Origin of the sequence: Streptomyces sp. NPDC001137 (assembly GCF_040298885.1) — a bacterium.
Lineage (GTDB): Bacteria > Actinomycetota > Actinomycetes > Streptomycetales > Streptomycetaceae > Streptomyces.
The window spans coordinates 1-20,603 of sequence record NZ_JBEPBA010000041.1; the positions used below are offsets into that span (position 1 = coordinate 1).

The following is a 20,603-nucleotide window of genomic DNA, read 5'->3' on the forward strand; positions in this document are numbered from 1 at the left end:
CGCCCCGACAGAGCTCGTGCAGCGGGCATCGGCCATCGCCGAGGTCTGCGAGGCCCACGGCACCACCCTGCCCGCCGCCGCCATCGCCTTCCCCTACACGCATCCCAGTATCATCAACGTCACCCTCGGCATGCGGACTGCGGAACAGGTCGGACGAAACGTGCAACTCCATGATCAGCGCGTCCCGGACGCCCTCTGGGACGATCTCCGCGCTCAGGGGCTGATCAGGTCGGACGTGCTCGCGGGGCACGGTGGCGGGAGGGATGCGCGGTGTCTCTGACGGACAAGGCCATCGAGCAGATCCGGGAGCTGATCCGCACCGGCGCGCTGCCGCCGGGCTCGAAGCTCCCCCCGGAGCCGGACCTGGCCGCCCAGCTGGGGCTGTCCCGCAACCTCGCTCGCGAAGCGGTCAAGGCACTGGCCGTCGCCCGCGTCCTGGAGGTCCGGCGCGGCGACGGCACATATGTGACCAGCCTGCAGCCGAGCCTGCTCCTGGAGGGGCTCGGTGGTGCGGTGGAACTGCTGCAGGGCGACTCGGTGGCCCTGCAGGACCTCATGGAGGTACGGCGGCTCCTCGAGCCGCTCGCCACGGCCCTTGCCGCGACCCGGATCTCCGATGCCCAACTGGCCGAAGTCAAGAAGCACTTGGACGCGATGCGCGAGGCCAGCGACGACGTCGAACAGCTCAACGCGCACGACGCAGCCTTCCACCGCGCCGTCGTCTCGGCCACGGGCAACGAGACCCTCCTCACCCTCCTGGAAGGGATCTCCGGCCGCACCCTGCGCGCCCGTATCTGGCGCGGTCTGGTCGACGACAAGGCCGCGGGCCGCACCCTCGCCGAGCACGAGGCGATCTTCAACGCCCTGGCCACCCGCGACGCGGCCCTCAGCCAGGCCGCCGCACTGCTGCACGTGAGCAACACCGAACAGTGGCTGCGGGAACACCTGCGCTCGGGCGAACCCCTCCCCTTTGGGACGGCAACACGGAAGTGACGGTGCCCGGGCGATGGTGCCGCACCTGTCCCGGACCGAAAAATTAGCCGCCTTATCAGGTCTTCCCTCAAGTGGGTGGGCGACTTTTCTTACCGAGAATTGATGGCGGGCGCGGGCGATGGAAGGCGGTAAGTCCAGAAAATCGGGTATACCGGGTTCTTGGTTGACGGGGCCGGGGGTCGACCCTCGGATGAGTACGACTCATGTGTCTCTGCGGTATGATGCCCTTGGCTCCGCAGCGATCAGTCGCTGTCTCAGAAGTCACCCTGGAGGCAGAACCGATGAACGACACGCCCGCAACCGAAGCGGTCTTGCCGGAGCAGGCCGCTTCTGCCGTGCCGCCGGCGGCGAACGGTGCGGGTGAACAGCGCGAGTACCGCCCCGGCTACGAGATCGTGGCGGAGCAGATCCTCGAGTTCATCGCCGAAGCACGTCTGGAGGCGGGCGACCGGCTCCCCACCGAGAACGACCTGGCCCAGACGCTGAACACCAGCAGGGCGGTGGTGCGGGAGGCCGTGAAGATCCTCTCCGCGCTGGGGAGGGTGCGGGCCCACAAGGGGCGCGGGCTGTTCGTCGCGGACGACGAGGGGATGCTCGTCACCAGCCGGTGGGGAGGGTTCTTCCGTCCCGTCGACCTCGACCACGTCCTCATGCTGTTCGAGTTCCGCAGGGTGCAGGAGATGTCCGCGAGCAGCCTGGCGGCCACTCGTGCCACACCGGCCGAGCTGCGCACCATCGAGGTCGCCATGCAGCAGTGCCGCCACGGATTCGAGCACGGTCAGGTGGACGTGTTCAACCAGGGGGACGAGGACTTCCACGGGGCCGTCGCAACCGCGTCGCACAATACGTTCCTCGTCAGCGCCGTGCGCGACGCACGGCGTCTGCAGCGGCAGTCCAGTGCCATCGGTATTCACGACACCTTCAGCGCGGGTACGCAGCTCGCGGTCGAGGAGCACGAGGCCATCTACCGGGCCATCCGTGACGGTCGTCCCGACGAGGCCGCCGAGGCCACCGCCGTACACCTCGACCGGACGCTGGAGGACTACCGGCGGGAGATCCAGCGCCGCCTGTTCGGATAACCGCCCCCACCCGCGCAGTTCACTCTCAGAGGTGCTGTTCAAGGAGCTCACCTAGGATCTGCCCGGCGCGGCCGGCAAGCCCGCCTCCTCCATCCGGCACGCGGGCGGCGACTGGGTCGACTCCGTCACCGGCTACGACAGCGGGGATGTGAGCATGAGCGTCGGGACCAGACCGAGGAAAGGGCCATGGCGAAAGAGCGAGTGACGGTGTGCCTCCCCCCGTGCGACCCGGGGGACGTCGTCGAGGCCATCGGCGCGGCCATGGCCCGGTACGACTACAACCGTGACGACGGAGTCGGCGACCCGGACGACGAGACCTGGTGGGACTCCTGGCAGATCGACGGCCGGGGCTGCGAGTTCCTGGTCCTCCCCGGGCACGAGGACGATCCGCGCCTCGTCCGAAGTGCCAAGTCCCTGACCGGAGAGCCGCGCGACGTTCCGCCTTCACTGTGCGACGGCGGGCCACGCGCGCTGCTGGACCTTGAAACGCCGCGTGCGCAGGCGGCCTCAGAAGCACGCCGAGCCTTCGAAGCGTGGCAGGACTTCTCCGCCGCCTACCCGCCGACCCGGCCGTCGAGCCATTTCTGGGCCAGGCACTACGCCGATCCCGAGGGCTACCCGCGGGCACAGCTCCTGGAGGACTACCGCACCCAGCCGGCCATTGTGGCGCTCAGGGACGACCCCGAGCTCCGGGAGCTGATCGGCGGCGACCCGGCCGCCCGCCTGACCGGTGACGTCGAAGCGTACGCACGGGCGGCCGCCGACGAAGCCCTCCCCTCCAACGCCCTGCTGACCCTGGACGGCCGCTGGCTGGACGTCGCGAACGCCGAGCGGCGTCGCTACTTCAACGACTACCTGGACGCACTACCGGCCGACGCGTACATCGTTCGCGTGCTGTACCACGGCTGAGGTTCGCGTCCGCCCCCTCTAGAAGAACCCGAGTTTCTTCGGGCCGTATGACACCAGAATGTTCTTCGTCTGCTGGTAGTGCTCCAGCATCATCTTGTGCGTCTCGCGCCCGATCCCGGACTGCTTGTAGCCGCCGAAGGCCGCGTGCGCCGGATAGGCGTGGTAGCAGTTCGTCCAGACGCGGCCCGCCTGGATCGCCCGGCCCGCCCGGTAGGCGGTGTTGATGTCCCGCGTCCACACACCCGCACCGAGGCCGTACAGCGTGTCGTTGGCGATCTTGATGGCGTCGTCGAAGTCGTCGAAGGACGTCACGGAGACGACCGGGCCGAAGATCTCCTCCTGGAAGATCCGCATGCGGTTGTCGCCCTCGAAGATGGTGGGCTGGACGTAGTAGCCGCCCTTCAACTCGCCGTCGTACTCGATGCGTTCACCGCCCGTGAGGACCCGGGCGCCTTCCTGACGGCCGATGTCGAGGTACGAGAGGATCTTCTCCAACTGGTCGTTGGAGGCCTGGGCGCCGATCATCGTGTCGGTGTCGAGGGGGTGACCGGGCTTGATCAGCTCGGTGCGGGCGACCGCCGCCTCGAGGAACTCGGCGTAGTTGCCGCGCTGCACGAGCGCCCGGGACGGACAGGTGCACACCTCGCCCTGGTTGAGCGCGAACATGGTGAAGCCCTCGAGGGCCTTGTCCCGGAAGTCGTCGTTGTGCGCCCAGACGTCGTCGAAGAAGATGTTGGGCGACTTGCCGCCGAGCTCCAGGGTGACCGGCTTGATGTTCTCCGAGGCGTACTGCATGATCAGCCGCCCCGTCGTGGTCTCACCGGTGAACGCCACCTTCGCCACCCGCGGGCTGGACGCGAGCGGTTTGCCCGCCTCCACGCCGAAGCCGTTGACGATGTTCACCACACCCGGCGGCAGCAGGTCCGCGATCAGGCTCATCCAGTAGTGGATCGAGGCCGGGGTCTGCTCGGCGGGCTTGATGACGACCGCATTGCCCGCGGCGAGGGCCGGGGCGAGCTTCCACACCGCCATCAGGATCGGGAAGTTCCACGGGATGATCTGCGCGACGACGCCGAGCGGCTCGTGGAAGTGGTACGCCACCGTGTCGTCGTCGACCTCGCCGAGTGAGCCCTCCTGCGCACGGATCGCACCCGCGAAGTAGCGGAAGTGGTCGATGGCGAGGGGGATGTCGGCGGCCAGCGTCTCACGTACCGGCTTGCCGTTCTCCCAGCTCTCGGCGACCGCCAGCTTCTCCAGGTTCGCCTCCATCCGGTCGGCGATCTTCAGCAGGATGCCGGAGCGTTCGGTCACCGACGTGCGGCCCCACCCGGGGGCTGCCGCGTGCGCCGCGTCCAGCGCCCGCTCCACGTCCTCCGCCGTGCCGCGCGCGATCTCCGTGAACGGCCGCCCGTTCACCGGCGACGGGTTCTCGAAGTACTGCCCGCGGGCCGGCGGCACGTACTCGCCCCCGATGAAGTGGTCATAGCGCGCCTGGTAGGAGACGATCGCGCCCTCGGTGCCGGGCGCCGCGTAACGGGTCATGCTGGTCTGCCTCCCTCGAAGCGCTGCCCGCCGTTGGGCAGCTCCCGTCGGGAGGCTAGGCACGGCGACGTTGCAACTACGTTGCCGCGAGCACCGGGGGATCCACGCCGGGCTACGCCGATGCGACTCCCTGGCGGCCGGTGCGGCGGGCTCGCAGGCGAGCTCAGGCGGCTTGGGCGGTTGGCGTGGCGGTGGTCAGCGCCGGGGGTTGGGAGTGCTACGGCACCGTGGTTCCTCGGCGCTCGGTGTGGCCGGTTCGTTCTCAGTGTGCCGAGGCGGCCTCGGGTGGCTGTCGGGGCGGGTGGTCACCGCCGTGGGCCGGCAGTGCTGCGGCGGCGTGGTTCTCCGCCGATCGGTGCCGTCAACTCACCCTCCAGTGCGGCCAGTCGGGCTCTGACCGTCGCCGTCGGCCGGACCGCGGCGAGAGCGCGCCACACGTCGAGGTCGTCCTCGCCCCACGGCGCGTGCGCCCAGTCGGCCAGCAGGTCGGGGTCGCGGCGGGCGATCAGCGCCGTGCGCAGGGCGTCGGCGAGCCGGTGCCTGAGCCGCACCACCGCCGGGGCCTGGGAGCCGGGCAGCAGCGGACCCGCGTACGCCGTCGCGGCCGCCGTGACCGCGCCGGTCTCCAGGCGCCGCTCGACGACCGCCACGTCGCACTCGACGGGCACGGTCAGCCGGTAGGGCCGCGAGGCCAGCAGCCCCGGGCCCAGGAGCCTGCGCAGCCTGGCCAGTTCGGCGCGGAGCGTCACCGGCGTCACCGACTCGTCCTCGTACAGAGCGCACAGCAGCTCGTCTCCGGTCAGTCCCTCCGGGTGACGGGCCAGCAGGACGAGGATCTCGCTGTGCCGGCGGCTGAGTCTGAGCCTGCGCCTGCCGGTGAGAAGGTGCGCCTCGTCCCGGCCCAGCGCCGTCAGCTCGGGGACGTCGGCGGCGGGCCGCTCCGGGGTGAGCAGCGCCAGCTGGGACTCGGCGGCGCGTGCGACCGCCTGTACGAAGCCCAGGCTGTGCGGATGCGCGAGACCGTCACCGCCGGTGATGTCCACGGCGCCGAGCACCCGCCCGGTGCGCGGATCGTGCACCGGAGCCGCCGCACACGTCCAGGGCTGCACCTGCCGGATGAAGTGCTCGGCCGCGAAGACCTGCACCGGCCGGTCGACTGCGACCGCGGTCCCCGGCGCGTTGGTGCCCATCGCCGTCTCCGCCCAGCGGGCACCCGGAACGAAGTTCATCCGCCCCGCGTCCCGCCGGGTGGCCGGGTGCCCCTCGACCCACAGCAGCCTGCCGTTGGCGTCGCACACCGCGAGCAGATGCTCCCCGTCGGCCGCGAACGTCCCCATCAGCTCACGGAACAGTGGCATCACCCGCGCCAGCGGATGCTCGGCCCGATAGGCGCCGAGGTCTCCGTCCGCCAGCTCCACGCTCGCCGTGCCGTCGGGCCCCACGCCGGCCCGGGCGGAGCGCCGCCACGACTCGGCCACCACCGCACGCACCGGACGCGTCACCGTGCCCGCCTCGGTGAACGTCTCGTGCGCGCGACGCAGCATCCGCGCATGCTCGGCAGGGTCGGCCCCCGGCTCCAGGGCCACCCACGGATCGGTCAACTCGGCCTCCCCGAAAGGTGTTGCGGCTGAGGACATCGTCACTCCCGGTGCCCGCGCCGACAACCGTTTCGACCAGGCCACCCGAATGACGGCCCGCCCACCCGGCCCAACGGTCCCTCCGCCGGGGCCAACCCTCTCCCGCGGCGGTCAGCCGAGGCCGACGAGCCTCATGTAGCGCGTCCAGTCCCAGTGGGGCCCGGGGTCGGTGTGGTCCGTCCCCGGCACCTCGTAGTGCCCGATGATGTGGTCCCGGTCCTTCGGGATGCCGTACTTGGTGCAGATCGCCGCGGTGAGTCTGGCCGACTGTCCGTACAGGGCGTCGGTGAAGAATGCGGGCCGGTCCACCCAGCCCTCGTGTTCGATACCGATGCTGCGCGTGTTGTAGTTCCAGTCGCCCGCATGCCAGGCGATGTCGGCCTCCCGCACGCACTGCGCCACATGCCCGTCCGCCGAGCGCACCAGGTAGTGCGCGGTCACCTTCTTCTCCGGGTTACGGAAGATGGTGAGCGTCTTGGCGTACGTCTCCTGCGTGACATGGATGATCACGCAGTCGAGGGGATAGGACGCGGGGCGGTCCGACGCCGTGTAGTTGGACCTGCTCGCCGGCTGCCACTCGGCGCCCGGGTAGTCGACGGTCTGGTCCTGTGCCCCGGCCCGCGCGTCGTGAAGCGACGCGTACGGGACGGCGGCCAGGGCGGCGCCCTTCAGGAACCGCCGTCTGGATGTACTGGGTCCTGCCCGTTCCATGAAGCCGTGCCTTTCGATCCGTGGGGGAGGCTCAGCCCCGCAAAGTCGTCGCGATCTCGCGCAGCTGTGCGTGCACGCCGCGATGAGTCTCGCGCGCGGGCAGCCACTGTTTGCGGATCTTGGCCACGCAGGTGTAGTTGGTGTCGCACACATTGGCCAGCGGTGACTCGACCGCCTGGGTCGCGAACTGGTAGGCGTCCAGCTCACTGAAGCCGTAGTCGCGCACCAGCCACTGCACCAGGTCGAGCTGCGATATCCGGAAGGCGTCCTCCAGCGGGCGGGCCGAGCCCGTCGAGATGATGTGCGTGTCCGACTCGATGCGCGGCCAGGGCGTGGCGAGCCCCTTGAGGAGTTCCACGATCACCACGGTGTTCATCGCGCACTCGACGGCTACCCCGCAGGTCTCGCCCTCGCCCTGCCGCGCATGCCCGTCGCCGAGGCTGAGCAGCGCGCCCTCCACATTCACCCCGAGGTAGCAGGTCACGCCGGCCCGCATCTCGGGCGTGTCCATGTTGCCGCCGTGCGCGTCGGGCACCAGGGCCGAACGGACCTCGAGATTGGCGGGGGCCACGCCCACGGTGCCGTGCATCGGGTCCATGGGCAGCTCGGCCTCGATGTCGCTGTCATGCGCCCGGAACAGCGCCGTGCGCCGGGCACGGTCGAGCTGCCAGATCCACACCGTCTCCGGCAGCGGCGGCTGCAGTGTGGCCGTGGTGTGCGTGGAGGTGAGCGCTCCGAACAGCGGGACCGTGGTCGACGCGGCCCAGTCGCGGGCCGGTTCGACGGACACGAAGTGCACGGCGACGGTGTCACCCGGCTGGGCCCCCTCGACGTGGAACGGCCCGGTCTGCGGATTGAGGAAGGGGAACTCGCACACCTCGGACACCAGGTCCTTCTCGGAGCGCACCCGCCCGGCGAAGCAGTCCTCGGTGTACAGGTCCAGGACGGTGCCGGGAGCGATGCGTGCCACGGGCGGTGCGCCGCCGAACGTCCAGGCGTACTCGCCCGGCCGGGGCCGGACGGTCAGGATGCGGGGGTCGCTCATGGGCGTGCTGCTCCGTTCTGTGCAGGATGGGTGGGGGAGGGGTCGTCGAGGTGGACGCGGGCGGTCTCGGACATCCGCTCGGGATGCCGCCGCATCAGCACCACCAGTACCAGGACGCCGGCAGCCATCCACACGGCGACGATCGGTCCGGCGTAGGACACCGGTGCGGTCAGCTCGGTGACGAAGTCGAAGACGGGCAGGCCGGCCGCGGTCAGCAGCGCGGGCACGAAAGCGAGGATGCCGAGCAGCGGCAGCAGCAGATGCCGTACCGGTTTGAGCAACTCCCGTCTGCGGCGCAGGAAATAGCCGGCGCAGGCGAGGTTGACGACGATGTAGACACCGATCACGACCGTGACGATCACCGTGGCGAGCAGCAGGAAGGCCGTCACCGGGTCGTAGCCGAAGCCGAGCCCCAGCGCGGCACCGACCGCCACGACGGTCTGCACGGCGATCCCGGCGACGGGCGAGCGGTATCTGGGGTGAAGGGCGGTGAAGAGGCGGGGCAGGACGCCGACACGGGCCAGGGCGAAGGCCGTCCGGGTGGAGACGTTGGCGCAGGCGTTGGCGTTGGCGATCGTCGAGTTCACCACGGCCAGGAACACCAGCACCCAGAACAGGCCGAACGACGCCTGTGCCACCCCCTCCCAGGACGCGGCGCCGGAGGCCCCGAACTTCGCGAACCGGTCCGGCCCGAAGTACACCGTCATGGCGTAGGTGGTGACCACGTAGAACAGGCCGATCCCGAGCGCCGCGCCGAGCACCGCCCGGTGCATCGTGCGGCGCGGGTTGCGCGTCTCCTCGGCGAGCGGCGCCGCGGCCTCGAACCCGGCGAAGGCCAGCACCGTGTACACCGACCCGGCGAAGACCCCGCTGAATCCCTGGTAGCCCTCGGCCGTGTGTGAAGTGCCGAACACCGTAAGGGTGTTGGCCGCTCCCGCTCTGCCGATCAGCCAGACCGCGAACACCAGGAGGACCAGGACCTCGAAGACGCCCAGGACAGTGCCGAAGCGGGCCGAGGCACGCACCCCGAAGTACCCCGCGGCCGCGATGGTCGCCGCACCCGCGAGCGCCCAGGGCCACCACAGGTCCGCCGGATACGAGGACCACTCCTGGTGCAGTGTGCCCGCCGTGGTGAAGCCGAGCTGCAGGAGGAGCAGCGGCGGCACCAGCGCCTCCACGAACACATAGCCCCAGCCGACGAGGAAGCCGACCGCCGGATGCAGTCCCTGCGCCGCATACGTCGACACCGAGCCCGCCGCCGGCAGCTCACGCGCCAGCTCGGCCACGCAGGACGCCGTGAACAGACAGGCCACCAGCGCGATCAGCACGGCCAGCGGCAGAGACCCGCCGGCGAAGGCCGCACCCGACGGAATGGACGCGGCGACGGCTGCGGCCGGCGCCATGGCCGTGATGCTCTGGAACAGCACTTCGCGCAGCCCGATCGCGTCGCGCCTGAGACCTGCGTCCGCCGCCCCATCCCCCGACATGTGAATCCCCCTCAATCCACGCCGACTTGCCCGACACCGCCCGACCCGGCGGGAGGGCCTCGCGTGAATCACGGTACGGCGCTTGCGAGTTGGGCAGAAGGGCGCAGCGTGCTTCGGTGGACGACGGCGGAAATGTGGAAAACCCGGTCACCCGCAAGGGTGAAGCCGAGCGGCTGGGAGCGATCTATCGCGTACGCCGCAGGCTTGCCGAGAGGTGGTGCTGCAACGGCCGGCCGACCGCCGCGAGGTCGAAGGCGAAGGTGAGGGTGTCCTCGTCGGCGAGGGTGTAGCGGCGGCGGGTGGCGGTGACCTCCTTCGCGGTGGGGGTGAGGGCCACGTCGTGGGTGGAGAGGTCCACCGCGCCCTCGCCCGCCTGACCGACGGCGATCTCCGCGATCCCCGTGGGCTGGGTGATCAGCGCCTCCACCCGGCCCTCGGGCTGAAGCCGCCACCAGCCGCTCTCCCGGGCCGCCGGACGCAGCGGCGCGCCGTCGGCATCGAGCAGCCAGGCCCGGGCCTCGTAGCGGAGGAAGGGGCGCCCGTCATGACTGAAGACGACCTCCTGCCCGTACGCGAAGTCCCCGTCGAGCGTCGGGTAGCCGCCCTCGCCCCGTCCCCGCCAGATGCCCAGCAGACCGAGTACGGGCGCGAGCAGTGGGTGCGGTGCGGGCGGTGCAGCCGGCCGGTGGCTGTCGGGGTACGGGTGCTCCGCTGCGGGGTCGAACACGGTTGCGCTCCTCGGGTCGTGCCGGTGCCGGGGAAAGCCTAGGCGGGCGCAGGGTGCTCATCGGGAACAACAGGGCGGGTGCCGGGATCAGATCCGTTCGGCCACCGCCGCGGGTACCGCGGTCAGGCCCTTTCGGCCACCGCCGCGGGGTCGTCAAGAACCGCCCGCACCACCGAGTGCGCCGCGCCGAGCAGCGGCCCCTCCGGGCCCAGCCGCGACACGGACACCGGGCAGGCCGGGCCGGCGGTGCGCCGGTCCAACTCGGCCTCCAGCGAGGGCAGCAGCCAGGGCGCGAGCCCGGCCAGCGCGCCGCCCAGCACCACGCTGTCGGGGTCCAGCAGGTTGACCGCCCCGGTCAGCGCGATGCCGAGCGCCCTGCCCGCGTCGCGCAGCGCGCCCCGTACCGCGTCGTCGCCCTCTGCGGCACGGCCCGCCAGCAGCCCGACCCGGTCCTCGCCCGGCTCCAGGCCCGCCGCACGCAGCACCGCCTCCTCACCGGCGTACTGCTCCAGACAGCCGCGCCCGCCGCACGGGCACGCGGGCCCCTCCGGCTGCACCGGCACATGCCCCAACTCGCCCGCGAAACCACGTGTCCCGCGCAGCAGACCCCCGGCCACGACGACCGCCGCGCCGATACCGATCTCCGCCGACACGTGCAGGAAGTCGTGCGGGGTGCGCTCGCCGAGCCAGAGTTCGGCGAGCGCACCGAAGTTGGCCTCGTTGTCGACGGCCAGCGGGATGTCGGTGGGCAGCAGCGCCCCGATGTCGGTGTCGTGCCAGTCGAGGTTCGGGGCGCGTACGACGGTGCGGGCGTCGCGCGCCACCAGACCCGGCACCGCCACCGCGAGGCCGGCGGGCCACAGCCCCTCGCGCTCCGCCTCGGCGACCACCCGACGTACCAGCCCGGTGAGTTCCTCGATCACCGGCTCGGGCAGGCGGCCGCGGTTGGCGCCGTGCCGCACGGCACGCGCGCGCACCTGCCCGCGCAGGTCGACCGCGCAGACCGCGAGGTGGTCCACGCCGATCTCGGCGCCGATGCCGGCGGGGCCGTGCCCGCTGACGGCGAGTGCCGAGCCGGGACGGCCCACCCGTCCGGGCCGCTCGGGGCCCAGCTCCTCCAGCAGTCCGGTGCGTATGAGCTCGTCGACGAGGGTCGACACCGCCGCCCGGGTCAGGCCGATGCGCGAGGCCACGGCGGCACGGGAGAGCGGTCCCTCGGCGCTGACCGTGTGCATCACCCGGGCCAGATTGCGGCGGCGCATGCCCTGCTGGGTGTCGGGCAGCACCCGACCCGGGCCGGTCGGGTGGGCCTCGTGCAGCGGTGCGGTCATGCCCCCGTCCTCAGCTGTCGGTGCTCCGCTCCAGCAGCGGGGCCGCGTCGGAGAGTACCCCGGCGATCCTCGCCAGCGTTGCCTCGTCCCGCTCCACGGCATCGAGCACCGGGCCCGCGGCGGTGTTCCAGCGCCGGGCGACCGCGGCCGGATCCTCCCCGGTCAGCAGGCCCGCCGCCTGCGCCGCGGCGCCCAGTGCGACCAGCTCCTTGGCCTGGGGCACCTGGACCGGGCGGCCCGACAGACGGCGTACGGTCTGCTGCCAGGCCGTGCCCCGGGCGCCGCCACCGATCAACAGCAGCGGGACCGAACGGTCCGCGTCCTGGTCGAGGACCAGGTCCAGCGCGCCGAGCAGGGAGTGCACGGCCCCGTCGTAGGCGGCCTGCAGGAGCTGGCCGCCGGTGGTGTCGTGCCGCAGTCCGTGCAGCAGACCGGAGGCGCAGGGCAGGTTGGGGGTGCGCTCGCCGTCCAGGTAGGGCAGCAGCGTGACGGCGGTGGTCGGCTCGACGGCCTCGCGGTCCAGGCCCAGCAGCGCCGCCACGCGGTCCACGGCGAGCGTGCAGTTCAGGGTGCAGGCCAGCGGCAGCCAGTCGCCGTGGGCGTCGGCGAAGCCCGCCACCGTGCCGGTCGGGTCGGCCGGGCGCCGCTTGGAGACCGCGTACACCGTGCCCGACGTGCCCAGACTGAGCACCGGGGTGCCGGGACGCAGCCCGAGGCCGAGCGCCGCGGCGGCATTGTCACCCGTCCCCGGAGCGACCAGGGTGCCCTTGGAGAACGGCAGGTCGTGGCTGTCGCGCACGGTGCCGGCCACCTCGCCGGGCCGGACCACACGGGGCAGCAGCGCGGGATCGAGCCCCACGTGCGCGAGGGTCTCCTCGTCGTAGGATTCCGTGCCCGAAGCCCACCAGCCGGTGCCGGAGACATCGCCGCGGTCGGTCGTGCCCTGCCCGGTCAGCCGCTCGGTGAGGTAGTCGTGGGGCAGGCGCACCGCCCTGGTCGCGCGGACCGCCTCCGGCTCGTTCTCCGCCAGCCAGGCCCATTTGGTGACCGTGAAGGACGGGCCGGGCACGCTGCCGGTGCGCTCCGCCCAGGCCTTCGGGCCGCCCAGCTCCTCGATCAATCGGCGGGCCTGCGGCGCCGAGCGCACGTCGTTCCACAGCAGCGCCGGACGCACCGGCTCGCCCCGCTCGTCCAGTGTGACCAGGCCGTGCTGCTGCCCGCCGATCGAGACGGCGGCGGCCTCGTGCGCCGCGTCGCCGCACTGCTTGAGCGCCTGGCACAGGGCGTCCCACCACTGGCGCGGGTCGCTCTCGCGGCCGGCCCCGGAGGAGACGGTGTGCGGTGCCTGGCCGCTCGCGACGACCTGACCGGTGGCCGCGTCGACGACGAGCGCCTTGGTGGACTGGGTGGACGTGTCCACGCCGACGACGAGCGGACCCTCGGCTGCTGACATCGGGCTCTCCCTTTTTCCGCGGCTCTGCGGCTCTGACCTGCTGATTCGAGGGTTCCCGGGCCATGGCGACCCGGAACCTCACCCCTTCGGGGACATCTTGTCCCTTCCCAGGGATGCGTCCGCATACTAATTTGTAAACCGCCATGACGAAATAGTCGCAAGGCAACGGTCGCAAACGAGCAAGGAGCCGCGGCATGAGCTACCAGCCCACCCCCGAGGACAGGTTCACCTTCGGCCTGTGGACCGTCGGCTGGCAGGGAAGGGACCCGTTCGGCGACGCCACGCGGCGTGCCCTCGACCCGGTCGAGACGGTGCAGCGCCTGAGCGAGCTCGGCGCCTACGGGGTCACCTTCCACGACGACGACCTGATCCCCTTCGGGTCCTCCGACACCGAGCGCGAGTCGCACATCAAGCGCTTCCGCCAGGCCCTCGACACGACCGGCATGACCGTGCCGATGGCCACCACCAACCTCTTCACCCACCCCGTCTTCAAGGACGGCGCGTTCACCGCGAACGACCGCGAGGTGCGCCGCTACGCCCTGCGCAAGACCATCCGCAACATCGACCTCGCGGCCGAGCTCGGCGCCAAGACCTACGTCGCCTGGGGCGGCCGCGAGGGCGCCGAGTCCGGCGCCGCCAAGGACGTACGCGTCGCCCTCGACCGCATGAAGGAGGCCTTCGACCTCCTCGGCGAGTACGTCACCTCCCAGGGCTACGACCTGAAGTTCGCCATCGAACCCAAGCCGAACGAGCCCCGCGGCGACATCCTGCTGCCCACCGTCGGCCACGCCCTCGCCTTCATCGAGCGCCTGGAGCGCCCGGAGCTGTACGGCGTCAACCCCGAGGTCGGTCACGAGCAGATGGCGGGACTGAACTTCCCGCACGGCATCGCGCAGGCCCTGTGGGCGGGCAAGCTCTTCCACATCGACCTCAACGGCCAGTCCGGCATCAAGTACGACCAGGACCTGCGCTTCGGCGCCGGCGACCTGCGCGCCGCGTTCTGGCTGGTCGACCTCCTGGAGAGTGCCGGTTACGCGGGCCCGAAGCACTTCGACTTCAAGCCGCCGCGGACCGAGGACCTCGACGGCGTGTGGGCCTCGGCCGCCGGCTGCATGCGCAACTACCTCATCCTCAAGGAGCGCGCGGCCGCCTTCCGCGCCGACCCGGAGGTCCAGGAGGCCCTGCGCGCCTCGCGCCTTGACCAGCTCGCCCAGCCGACCGCTGCGGACGGACTGCAGTCCCTGCTCGCCGACCGCAGTGCCTTCGAGGAGTTCGACGTCGAGGCGACCGCCGCGCGCGGGATGGCCTTCGAGCACCTCGACCAGCTGGCCATGGACCATCTGCTGGGGGCTCGCGGCTGAACGGCACGCGTACGCGTGCGCATGCGTACTTGATCTGTATGCGCACGCGCGCGTGCCCGACAGATCCCCGCTCGGAATGCCCCGGAACCGTTCGGTCCATGGCATGGAGCCGTACCAACTTCCGAGCGGGGGTCGCTGCCTGCCCGATCCGCGGCGACCCTGGACGGTATGGCCATACCGCCAGTACCGCCTCAACCGCCCGGACCGCCGGGTGACGCCCCGCCACCGGGCGGCGGGTTCGGACCACCTCCCACCTACGGCGACGGGCAGCCGCCCCCTCCACCGCCCGGGCGCCGACGCAACCCGCTCTTTGTCCTGCTGGTCGCCCTCGCGGCGGTCGCCGCTGTGGTCGTCGTCGTCCTGATGGCCTCCGGCCACGACGACTCGCCCGACAGGAAATCACCCGACACTGCCAGCGCGAGCTCCGGCCGCACCCCCTCGCCGTCCCTGACCATCCCGACAGAACTGCCGAGCAAGCTGCCCAGCCGTTTGCCGTCGACACTGCCCAGTGGACTGCCGAGCAGTGTCCCGAGCGACCTCGAATCGCTGATCCCCTCCCTGGGGGACCTCGACCTGCCGTGACATGAGGCCCGGCACCGTGAGTAGACACCACGCGATGCCAACGTCCAAGCAGGGAAGGTGAGTTCAGGCGGTGACCGGCCACACGTTCGGCTCGGATACTGGGGACATGCAAATCGTCTTCTTCATGACCCTGCCCGGGCTGGTCATCGTGCTGACCCTGTTGGCCTTCGTCGACCAGCTGCTGATGCGCGCGGGTCGGGCCGGAGTGCTGCCGTGGCGCAACAGCGCACGCCAGGGGCAGATATCGGCGACCGGATTCGAACAACTGCATGCGAGCCTTTCCCCGGGCAAGCAGCATGAGCTGAAGGAACGGCAGTCGTCACTGGTCATGCCGGACAACGAGGACGACGGCGCCCCGCCGAACAGGACGACGGTGGACCTGACCGCGGGGACGGCGGTCGTACGGATGCCGCGCTCCACGCGGTAGGTATCGCCCGACCGGCGCCGGCACCGCGCTTTGGGTCGTCGTCGCAGGACATGTGGTGGTTCGTCGTAGGTGCGGGGGCACAACTGACCGACCGGGGTGTTCGCCATTTCGTCGGCTGGCCGGTGGGTCGGTGGCCGTATCTGATGGGTGGGCACGGGGACGCGGTTGGTGCCCGGCGCCCGTCAACTGCCCTGGTCGCTGCACTTGCGCCGTCCATGCCAAGGCTCTATAACGTCTCCTGCAGGTATCGGCGGGGATGGCCGGAAATGGCAGTTGCCGCCGACCAGGGGGGATCCTCGGCTCCGTCGCCATCGGCATCACTGCCCGCAGACCGACGGAGACCGAACCATGACCGACGACGCATACCGTGCCGCTCTGACCCGCCTTGCCGTCGAGCCGGCCTTCCGTGCCGAACTCGACGGTGACACCGGGGAGGTGGCGCGAAGACTCGGCCTGTCGCCCGCCCAGGTCGCGGAACTCCGCTCCCTCCGCGTCGAGTCCGCCACCGACGGGGGACCGGCCGCTCTCGACCCACGGCTGTCCAAGTCGTCCCTGTTCTTCGGAAGCGCGGCGCACGCGCTGGCGCACCACGACGTCGCGGCTGACCCCGCCGTCCAGGTCGACCACGAGGCCGCGGTGACGCACGAGGCCTCCACCACCCACGCCGTTCCGGCGGAGCAGATCTCGGGCGACCACGATGCCGGCGCCCCGGCCTCCCCCGAGCAGGGCTACGACCTGTCAGGTCACGCCGAGCACCCGGCCGCGCCGGGAACCCACAGCCTGCTCGGCGGCTCCCTGCTGGACCGCTCCCAGGCCGAAGTGACCGGCGGGCTGGACCAAACCGGCAACTTCGGGGACTTCGGAGGGTTCGGGGAGCATGTCGGCGGTGGCGCCGAGGGGGGCTTCGGTGACTTCGGGGCCGGGGGCGACGCCGGGTTCGGTGGTTCCGAAGGGGACTTCGGCGGGTTCGGTGGCGGTGCCGATGGCGGATTCGGCGGCGCGGGCGGCGGTTTCGGAGACGGGGGTTTTGGCAGCGAGGGCCTTGGTGACGGCGGCGCCGGTTTCGGTGGGTTCGGGGACGGCGGCGCCGGTTCCGGTGGCTTTGGCGACCTCGGGGGTCACGGCGGCTTCGGCGGTGCCGGCGGGGAAGGCGGGGACGCCGGTCACTTCGGTCACGGCGGTATCTACGACCGTGACGGCGGCGAAGGCGAAGGCGGCGGCGGTGGTGGCGGCGAGGGCGGTGGCGACTCGGAGAACAGCAATCGTCCCAGTGGTGGCGGTGGCCACGGTGGTGGTGGCGAGGGTGGTGGCGGCGGTGGCGAGGGCGGCGGCGACTCGGAGAACTCCAATCGTCCCAGCGGTGGCGGTGGCCACGGCGGTGGTGGCGAAGGCGGCGGCGGTGGCGGCGGCGGCGAGGGCGGCGGCGACTCGGAGAACTCCAATCGTCCCAGCGGTGGCGGTGGCCACGGCGGTGGTGGCGAAGGCGGCGGCGGTGGCGGCGGCGAGGGCGGCGGCGACTCGGAGAACTCCAATCGTCCCAGTGGTGGCGGTGGCCACGGTGGTGGCGAGGGTGGCGGCGACTCCGAGAACGGCAACCGCCCCAGTGGCGGCGGTGGCCACGGCGGCGGTGACGGTGGGGGCGACGGAAACGGCGGAGGCAGCGAGGAGAACGTCGGTCGGCGTCCCGGCGGTTTCGGTGAGCCCGGCGGTGGCAACCGCATCATCGTCCAGGGTGGCCTGCCCACTTCGGACGGCGGTGACCATGGCATCATCGTCCAGGGCGGCCTGCACGCCTCGGGCGGCGGTGACCACAGTGACCACATCATCGTCCAAGGTGGCCTGCCCGCCTCAGGACCCGGAAACGCCGCCACGCACCTGCCGGACTCCGGCCCCGCCGCGGAAGGCGACGAAGGCTTCAACGGCGGTACGTTCCTCAGCGGTTCCGGCGCAGGCTGAGCCAACGGATGCTCTGCCGTGTCTGCCGCGTCCATGTGCGGCGCGACTTCCCGTACTGCCTGCACTGCGGCACCCCGCGCCGGGGCGCCGCACCGACCTCGTTCGCCGCACCCCAGCTGCGCGGCCTCGACGACCCCACGCTGTTCGTCGCGCTGACCGGCCCGGTCACCACACTGGGCCGGGGCGAGGACAACGACCTGGTCCTGTCCGACACCAGCGTCTCGCGCCGCCACGCCCGCATCGTCCGCACTGCTGAGGGCTTCCGGGTCGAGGACCTGGACTCCTTCAACGGCACCGCCGTCGGCGGCGTCGACCTGCACGGAGGCGCGGCCGGCCTCGCCGACGGCACCGAGCTGTCCGTGGGCGACGTACGCCTGGTGTTCGAGCAGCCTCGCGACACCCGGATCGGCTCGCGCACGATGGTCGTCGGCACCGAGCTGACCCATTTGCCCACTGCCGGACAGGCGGGGCAGGAAGAAGCCCCCGAGGCGAACGGCCCCCTGACCGCGCGCCCCCGCCGCCGTTCCGGCTGGGCCCTCAAGCAGATCCCCACCGAACGCGGCGCCCCCCGCTGGGTGCTCAGCAGCACCCGCACCGGCCGCTATCTGGAGCTCGACGAGCGCCAGGTCTTCCTGTGGCATGCCGTCGACGGCGAGAACACCGTACGGGACCTTCTCTTCGCCTACGCCGATCGCTACGGCGAACTCGCCCTGCCCCGCATCGAGTCCGCGCTGGCCGCGTTCGCGGACGCCGGGCTGCTGCGCGGCCTGCCCGGGCGGCCGGAGGAGGAGCGGCCGAAGGGCTGGCGGCGGGTGGCGAGTGCCGTCTACCGGGCGCTGCTGAAGCTGGAGGTGTCCGTCCCCGGCCTCGACCGGCTGGTGACGCGGCTCTACCAGGCTTTCGGCTGGCGGCTGTTCACCCGGACCGGTGTGCTGCTGGCCTGGCTGTCGGTGGCCGGCGGCCTCGTCGCGTTCTTCGCCGCGCAGGGCCGGAACCGTCTGCTGGACTTCGGCGGAGCGGGCGTATGGGGCCCGGTCCTGCTGGCCGCCGGATATGTGAGCGCGCTGCTGGTCCACGAGCTCACGCACGCGCTGGCCGTGAAGTCGTACGGCCGCAAGGTCAGGCGCGGCGGGTTCCTGCTGATGATGGGCATGCCGTTCGCGTTCGTGGACACCAGCGACATGTGGTTCGGCTCCCGCTGGTCGCGGGTCGTGGTGGCGCTGTCCGGACCGTTGTCCACGGCGGCGCTGGCCGGCTGGTGTGCCACGGGCGCGGCCCTGCTGCCCGCGGGACCCGCCTCGGCCGTCCTCTACCATCTGGCCTTCGGCCTGTACCTGAACACCCTCTACAACTTCAACCCGCTGATGCCGCTGGACGGTTACCAGGCGCTGACCGATGCCCTGCGGGTGCCCCGGCTGCGCGAGGAGGCGAGCGCCTACTTCCGCACGGGCCTGTGGCGGGACCTGCGGGCGGGCAGCCGACCCGGCCCCCGTCAGGCAGGTCTCGCCGCCTACGGCCTCGCGGTCGTGGTGGGCACCTACGGCTTCCTCGGCCTGGCCCTGCTGGCCTGGCGCTCCCGCATCGGTGACCTGCTCGACGGCCGCCTGGCCGAGCCGTGGCCCACGGTGATCGAGGCGGCCGTGGTCGCCCTGGTCGCCTTCCCGGTGTGGTCCGCGCCGGCCCGCCGGCTGCTGCGCCTGATACGGCGCCGACGGGACGCGAAGGACGTACGGCAGGAGGGCGCCGGGCTGCCCGCGCCGGTGGAGAGGACCGCATGACCCAGGACACGCACGCCGGGGGCGGCTGGGCCGTACCCGGCTACACGCCCGTCCGGACGCTCGGCGAAGGAGCCGGCGGCCGGGTCGTCCTCGCCCGGCACACCGCGACCGGCGTCCCCGTCGCCGTCAAGTACCTGAGCGAACGCCTGCGCGCGGACCGGGAGTTCCTGGCCCGTTTCCGCGCCGAGGCCCGGCTGCTCGGCGAGCTGCGGCACCCGTGCGTGGTGCGGCTGTACGAGTACGTCGAGGCCCGCGACGGCGCCGCGATCGTGATGGAGGCGGTGGACGGCGTCAGCCTGCGCCACCTGCTGCGCCGGCACGGCGCGACCGGCCCCGAGGCCGCGCTCGTCCTGCTCAAGGGCTCCCTGCTGGGGCTGGGCGCGGCTCACACGGCCGGGGTCGTGCACCGCGACTACAAGCCCGAGAACGTCCTGGTCCGCGCGGACGGCACCAGCGCGCTCGCCGACTTCGGCATCGCCGTGCGCAGCGGCCGGGAGACAGACGTCGAGGGCACGCCCGCTTATATGGCGCCCGAACAGTGGAACGGCGAGCCCGCCGGCCCGGCGGCCGACGTCTACGCGGCGTCCGTGGTGTTCTTCGAGTGCCTGACCGGCCGGCGCCCGTTCCCCGGCGACGACATGACCGCACTGCGCCTCCAGCACCTGCGCGCACCGGCCCCGCTGGACGACGTACCCGCGCCGGTGCGTGCGCTGCTGCGCGCGGGCCTGGCGAAGGACTCGGCGCACCGGCCCGGCGTCGAGACGTTCCTCGCCGACCTCGAACGGTCCGCCGCGGAGGGCTACGGCGCCGACTGGGAGGAGCGCGGCCGCCGCCGGCTGGCCGAACTCGCCGCACTGCTCGCCCTGCTGTTCCCGTTCACCACGACCGCGACCCTGGAGAGCCCGGCCAGTGCGCTGACCCTGCTGGGCCGGCTGAAGCGCGGGGGATGGAGGGTGGCGACCGGCGGGGTGGCCGCGCTGGCGGTCGTCGCGGGCGGAGCGACGTACGCGACGGGCCGCCCGCACGAGACGTCGACGACGGTGGCGAGTTCGACGCCCACTCCGGTCGACTCACCCTCGGCACCCGGCACTTCACCCTCTCCGTCCACCTCGGCGAGCAGCGCCCCGCCAACGGCCGACACCTCGCCCACCACCACCCCCTCGGACAGCCCGTCGTCCTCGCCCACGCCGTCCACGAAGACGACCGCACGGGCGGGGACGCCGACCGCCGAGTCCCCCGGCCCGGCCACCCCCGGCACGGTCACCCTCACCATCGGCTCCTGGCAGCGCGGACAGAGACCCGGCACGCTGATCGCGGCGGTGACGGTCGAGACGACGGGCACCGGTCCGCTGACCGTCACCGCGAACTACTACGTCGACACACCCGCCGACTCGTATGGCTCCCGGTCCCAGAGCCTGTCCGGCAGTACGCGGTACGACCTGACCTTCGAGGCCGACTTCTCCAACCACCCTTGCCGCGGCACCTGGTACGTCTCGCTCAGCAGCGACCCGGCGGCAGCGAACGGTCCCCAGACGGCCTCCCTGGACGCACCGCCCTGCTGACGCGGCTCCCGAGAGACCCGAGA

Annotated in this window: 17 protein-coding genes and 1 pseudogene; 10 read left to right on the top strand and 8 right to left on the bottom strand. The window is 71.9% G+C overall.

Translation table 11 applies throughout. The features are described from left to right. The 4 genes and pseudogenes from ABT254_RS43870 to ABT254_RS43885 form a co-directional block, all read left to right on the top strand. Positions 1-280 (top strand): annotated as a pseudogene (locus ABT254_RS43870) (aldo/keto reductase); the annotation flags it as partial. After that, entirely contained in the window at positions 271-993 is a 723-nt protein-coding gene (locus ABT254_RS43875) for a FadR/GntR family transcriptional regulator (protein ID WP_351483320.1), read from the top strand. The pseudogene ABT254_RS43870 and the gene ABT254_RS43875, both read left to right, overlap by 10 nt. A gap of 281 nt (positions 994-1,274) precedes the next feature. Then, positions 1,275-2,072 carry a FadR/GntR family transcriptional regulator gene (locus tag ABT254_RS43880; protein ID WP_351483321.1) on the top strand — a complete coding sequence of 266 codons (798 nt, stop codon included), beginning with the start codon at positions 1,275-1,277 and terminating at the stop codon, positions 2,070-2,072. Positions 2,073-2,258: 186 nt separating this feature from the next. Next, positions 2,259-2,981: a hypothetical protein gene (locus ABT254_RS43885; protein ID WP_351483322.1), complete on the top strand. Its 723-nt coding sequence runs from the start codon at positions 2,259-2,261 to the stop codon at positions 2,979-2,981. Positions 2,982-2,999: 18 nt separating this feature from the next. Here the strand turns inward: ABT254_RS43885 and exaC are convergent, their stop codons facing one another. The 8 genes from exaC to xylB all read right to left on the bottom strand — a co-directional run bounded on the left by exaC (position 3,000) and on the right by xylB (position 12,914). Beyond that, positions 3,000-4,523, bottom strand: a complete 1,524-nt coding sequence (gene exaC, locus ABT254_RS43890; RefSeq protein ID WP_351483323.1) for an acetaldehyde dehydrogenase ExaC — start codon at positions 4,521-4,523, stop codon at positions 3,000-3,002. A gap of 305 nt (positions 4,524-4,828) precedes the next feature. After that, the gene (locus ABT254_RS43895) at positions 4,829-6,160 is read right to left on the bottom strand and encodes a GAF domain-containing protein (protein ID WP_351483324.1); all 1,332 of its coding nucleotides are present in this window, start codon (positions 6,158-6,160) and stop codon (positions 4,829-4,831) included. A gap of 111 nt (positions 6,161-6,271) precedes the next feature. Then, positions 6,272-6,871, bottom strand: coding sequence for an N-acetylmuramoyl-L-alanine amidase (locus tag ABT254_RS43900; protein WP_351483325.1), 600 nt, complete (start codon positions 6,869-6,871; stop codon positions 6,272-6,274). A 31-nt stretch (positions 6,872-6,902) separates the two neighbouring features. After that, positions 6,903-7,916 (bottom strand): acetamidase/formamidase family protein, encoded by a 1,014-nt coding sequence (locus ABT254_RS43905; protein WP_351483326.1) that lies wholly within the window; start codon positions 7,914-7,916, stop codon positions 6,903-6,905. Then, positions 7,913-9,403: an APC family permease gene (locus ABT254_RS43910; RefSeq protein WP_351483327.1), complete on the bottom strand. Its 1,491-nt coding sequence runs from the start codon at positions 9,401-9,403 to the stop codon at positions 7,913-7,915. The genes ABT254_RS43905 and ABT254_RS43910 overlap by 4 nt, the downstream gene beginning before the upstream one ends. A 184-nt stretch (positions 9,404-9,587) precedes the next feature. Next, positions 9,588-10,130: a nitrobindin family protein gene (locus ABT254_RS43915; protein ID WP_351483328.1), complete on the bottom strand. Its 543-nt coding sequence runs from the start codon at positions 10,128-10,130 to the stop codon at positions 9,588-9,590. 122 nt (positions 10,131-10,252) lie between these two features. After that, positions 10,253-11,461: an ROK family protein gene (locus ABT254_RS43920; RefSeq protein WP_351483329.1), complete on the bottom strand. Its 1,209-nt coding sequence runs from the start codon at positions 11,459-11,461 to the stop codon at positions 10,253-10,255. Positions 11,462-11,471: 10 nt separating this feature from the next. After that, the gene (gene xylB / locus ABT254_RS43925) at positions 11,472-12,914 is read right to left on the bottom strand and encodes a xylulokinase (RefSeq protein ID WP_351483330.1); all 1,443 of its coding nucleotides are present in this window, start codon (positions 12,912-12,914) and stop codon (positions 11,472-11,474) included. 194 nt (positions 12,915-13,108) lie between these two features. On the opposite strand from xylB, the gene xylA reads away from it, so the two are divergent. The 6 genes from xylA to ABT254_RS43955 all read left to right on the top strand — a co-directional run bounded on the left by xylA (position 13,109) and on the right by ABT254_RS43955 (position 20,580). Next, a complete protein-coding gene (gene xylA, locus ABT254_RS43930; protein ID WP_351483331.1) occupies positions 13,109-14,275 on the top strand; it encodes a xylose isomerase in 1,167 nt (388 codons plus the stop codon). 168 nt (positions 14,276-14,443) lie between these two features. Continuing rightward, positions 14,444-14,857, top strand: a complete 414-nt coding sequence (locus ABT254_RS43935; protein ID WP_351483332.1) for a hypothetical protein — start codon at positions 14,444-14,446, stop codon at positions 14,855-14,857. 106 nt (positions 14,858-14,963) lie between these two features. After that, on the top strand, positions 14,964-15,284 hold the full coding sequence (locus tag ABT254_RS43940; RefSeq protein ID WP_351483333.1) for a DUF6191 domain-containing protein: 321 nt from the start codon (positions 14,964-14,966) through the stop codon (positions 15,282-15,284). Positions 15,285-15,632: 348 nt separating this feature from the next. Beyond that, entirely contained in the window at positions 15,633-17,240 is a 1,608-nt protein-coding gene (locus ABT254_RS43945; RefSeq protein ID WP_351483334.1) for a hypothetical protein, read from the top strand. 8 nt (positions 17,241-17,248) lie between these two features. After that, positions 17,249-19,018: an FHA domain-containing protein gene (locus ABT254_RS43950; protein ID WP_351483335.1), complete on the top strand. Its 1,770-nt coding sequence runs from the start codon at positions 17,249-17,251 to the stop codon at positions 19,016-19,018. Next, entirely contained in the window at positions 19,015-20,580 is a 1,566-nt protein-coding gene (locus tag ABT254_RS43955) for a serine/threonine-protein kinase (RefSeq protein WP_351483336.1), read from the top strand. Before ABT254_RS43950 ends, ABT254_RS43955 begins: the two co-directional genes overlap by 4 nt. The last annotated feature ends 23 nt before the right edge of the window (positions 20,581-20,603 follow it).

Coding starts and splice junctions, on each gene's coding strand:
- ABT254_RS43945 (WP_351483334.1), top strand. CDS start 15,633: ATGACCGACGACGCATACCGTGCCGCTCTGACCCGCCTTGCCGTCGAG.
- ABT254_RS43900 (WP_351483325.1), bottom strand. CDS start 6,871: ATGGAACGGGCAGGACCCAGTACATCCAGACGGCGGTTCCTGAAGGGC.
- exaC (WP_351483323.1), bottom strand. CDS start 4,523: ATGACCCGTTACGCGGCGCCCGGCACCGAGGGCGCGATCGTCTCCTAC.
- xylA (WP_351483331.1), top strand. CDS start 13,109: ATGAGCTACCAGCCCACCCCCGAGGACAGGTTCACCTTCGGCCTGTGG.
- ABT254_RS43950 (WP_351483335.1), top strand. CDS start 17,249: ATGCTCTGCCGTGTCTGCCGCGTCCATGTGCGGCGCGACTTCCCGTAC.
- ABT254_RS43935 (WP_351483332.1), top strand. CDS start 14,444: ATGGCCATACCGCCAGTACCGCCTCAACCGCCCGGACCGCCGGGTGAC.
- ABT254_RS43955 (WP_351483336.1), top strand. CDS start 19,015: ATGACCCAGGACACGCACGCCGGGGGCGGCTGGGCCGTACCCGGCTAC.
- ABT254_RS43880 (WP_351483321.1), top strand. CDS start 1,275: ATGAACGACACGCCCGCAACCGAAGCGGTCTTGCCGGAGCAGGCCGCT.
- ABT254_RS43920 (WP_351483329.1), bottom strand. CDS start 11,461: ATGACCGCACCGCTGCACGAGGCCCACCCGACCGGCCCGGGTCGGGTG.
- ABT254_RS43940 (WP_351483333.1), top strand. CDS start 14,964: ATGCAAATCGTCTTCTTCATGACCCTGCCCGGGCTGGTCATCGTGCTG.
- ABT254_RS43895 (WP_351483324.1), bottom strand. CDS start 6,160: ATGTCCTCAGCCGCAACACCTTTCGGGGAGGCCGAGTTGACCGATCCG.
- xylB (WP_351483330.1), bottom strand. CDS start 12,914: ATGTCAGCAGCCGAGGGTCCGCTCGTCGTCGGCGTGGACACGTCCACC.
- ABT254_RS43885 (WP_351483322.1), top strand. CDS start 2,259: ATGGCGAAAGAGCGAGTGACGGTGTGCCTCCCCCCGTGCGACCCGGGG.
- ABT254_RS43910 (WP_351483327.1), bottom strand. CDS start 9,403: ATGTCGGGGGATGGGGCGGCGGACGCAGGTCTCAGGCGCGACGCGATC.
- ABT254_RS43905 (WP_351483326.1), bottom strand. CDS start 7,916: ATGAGCGACCCCCGCATCCTGACCGTCCGGCCCCGGCCGGGCGAGTAC.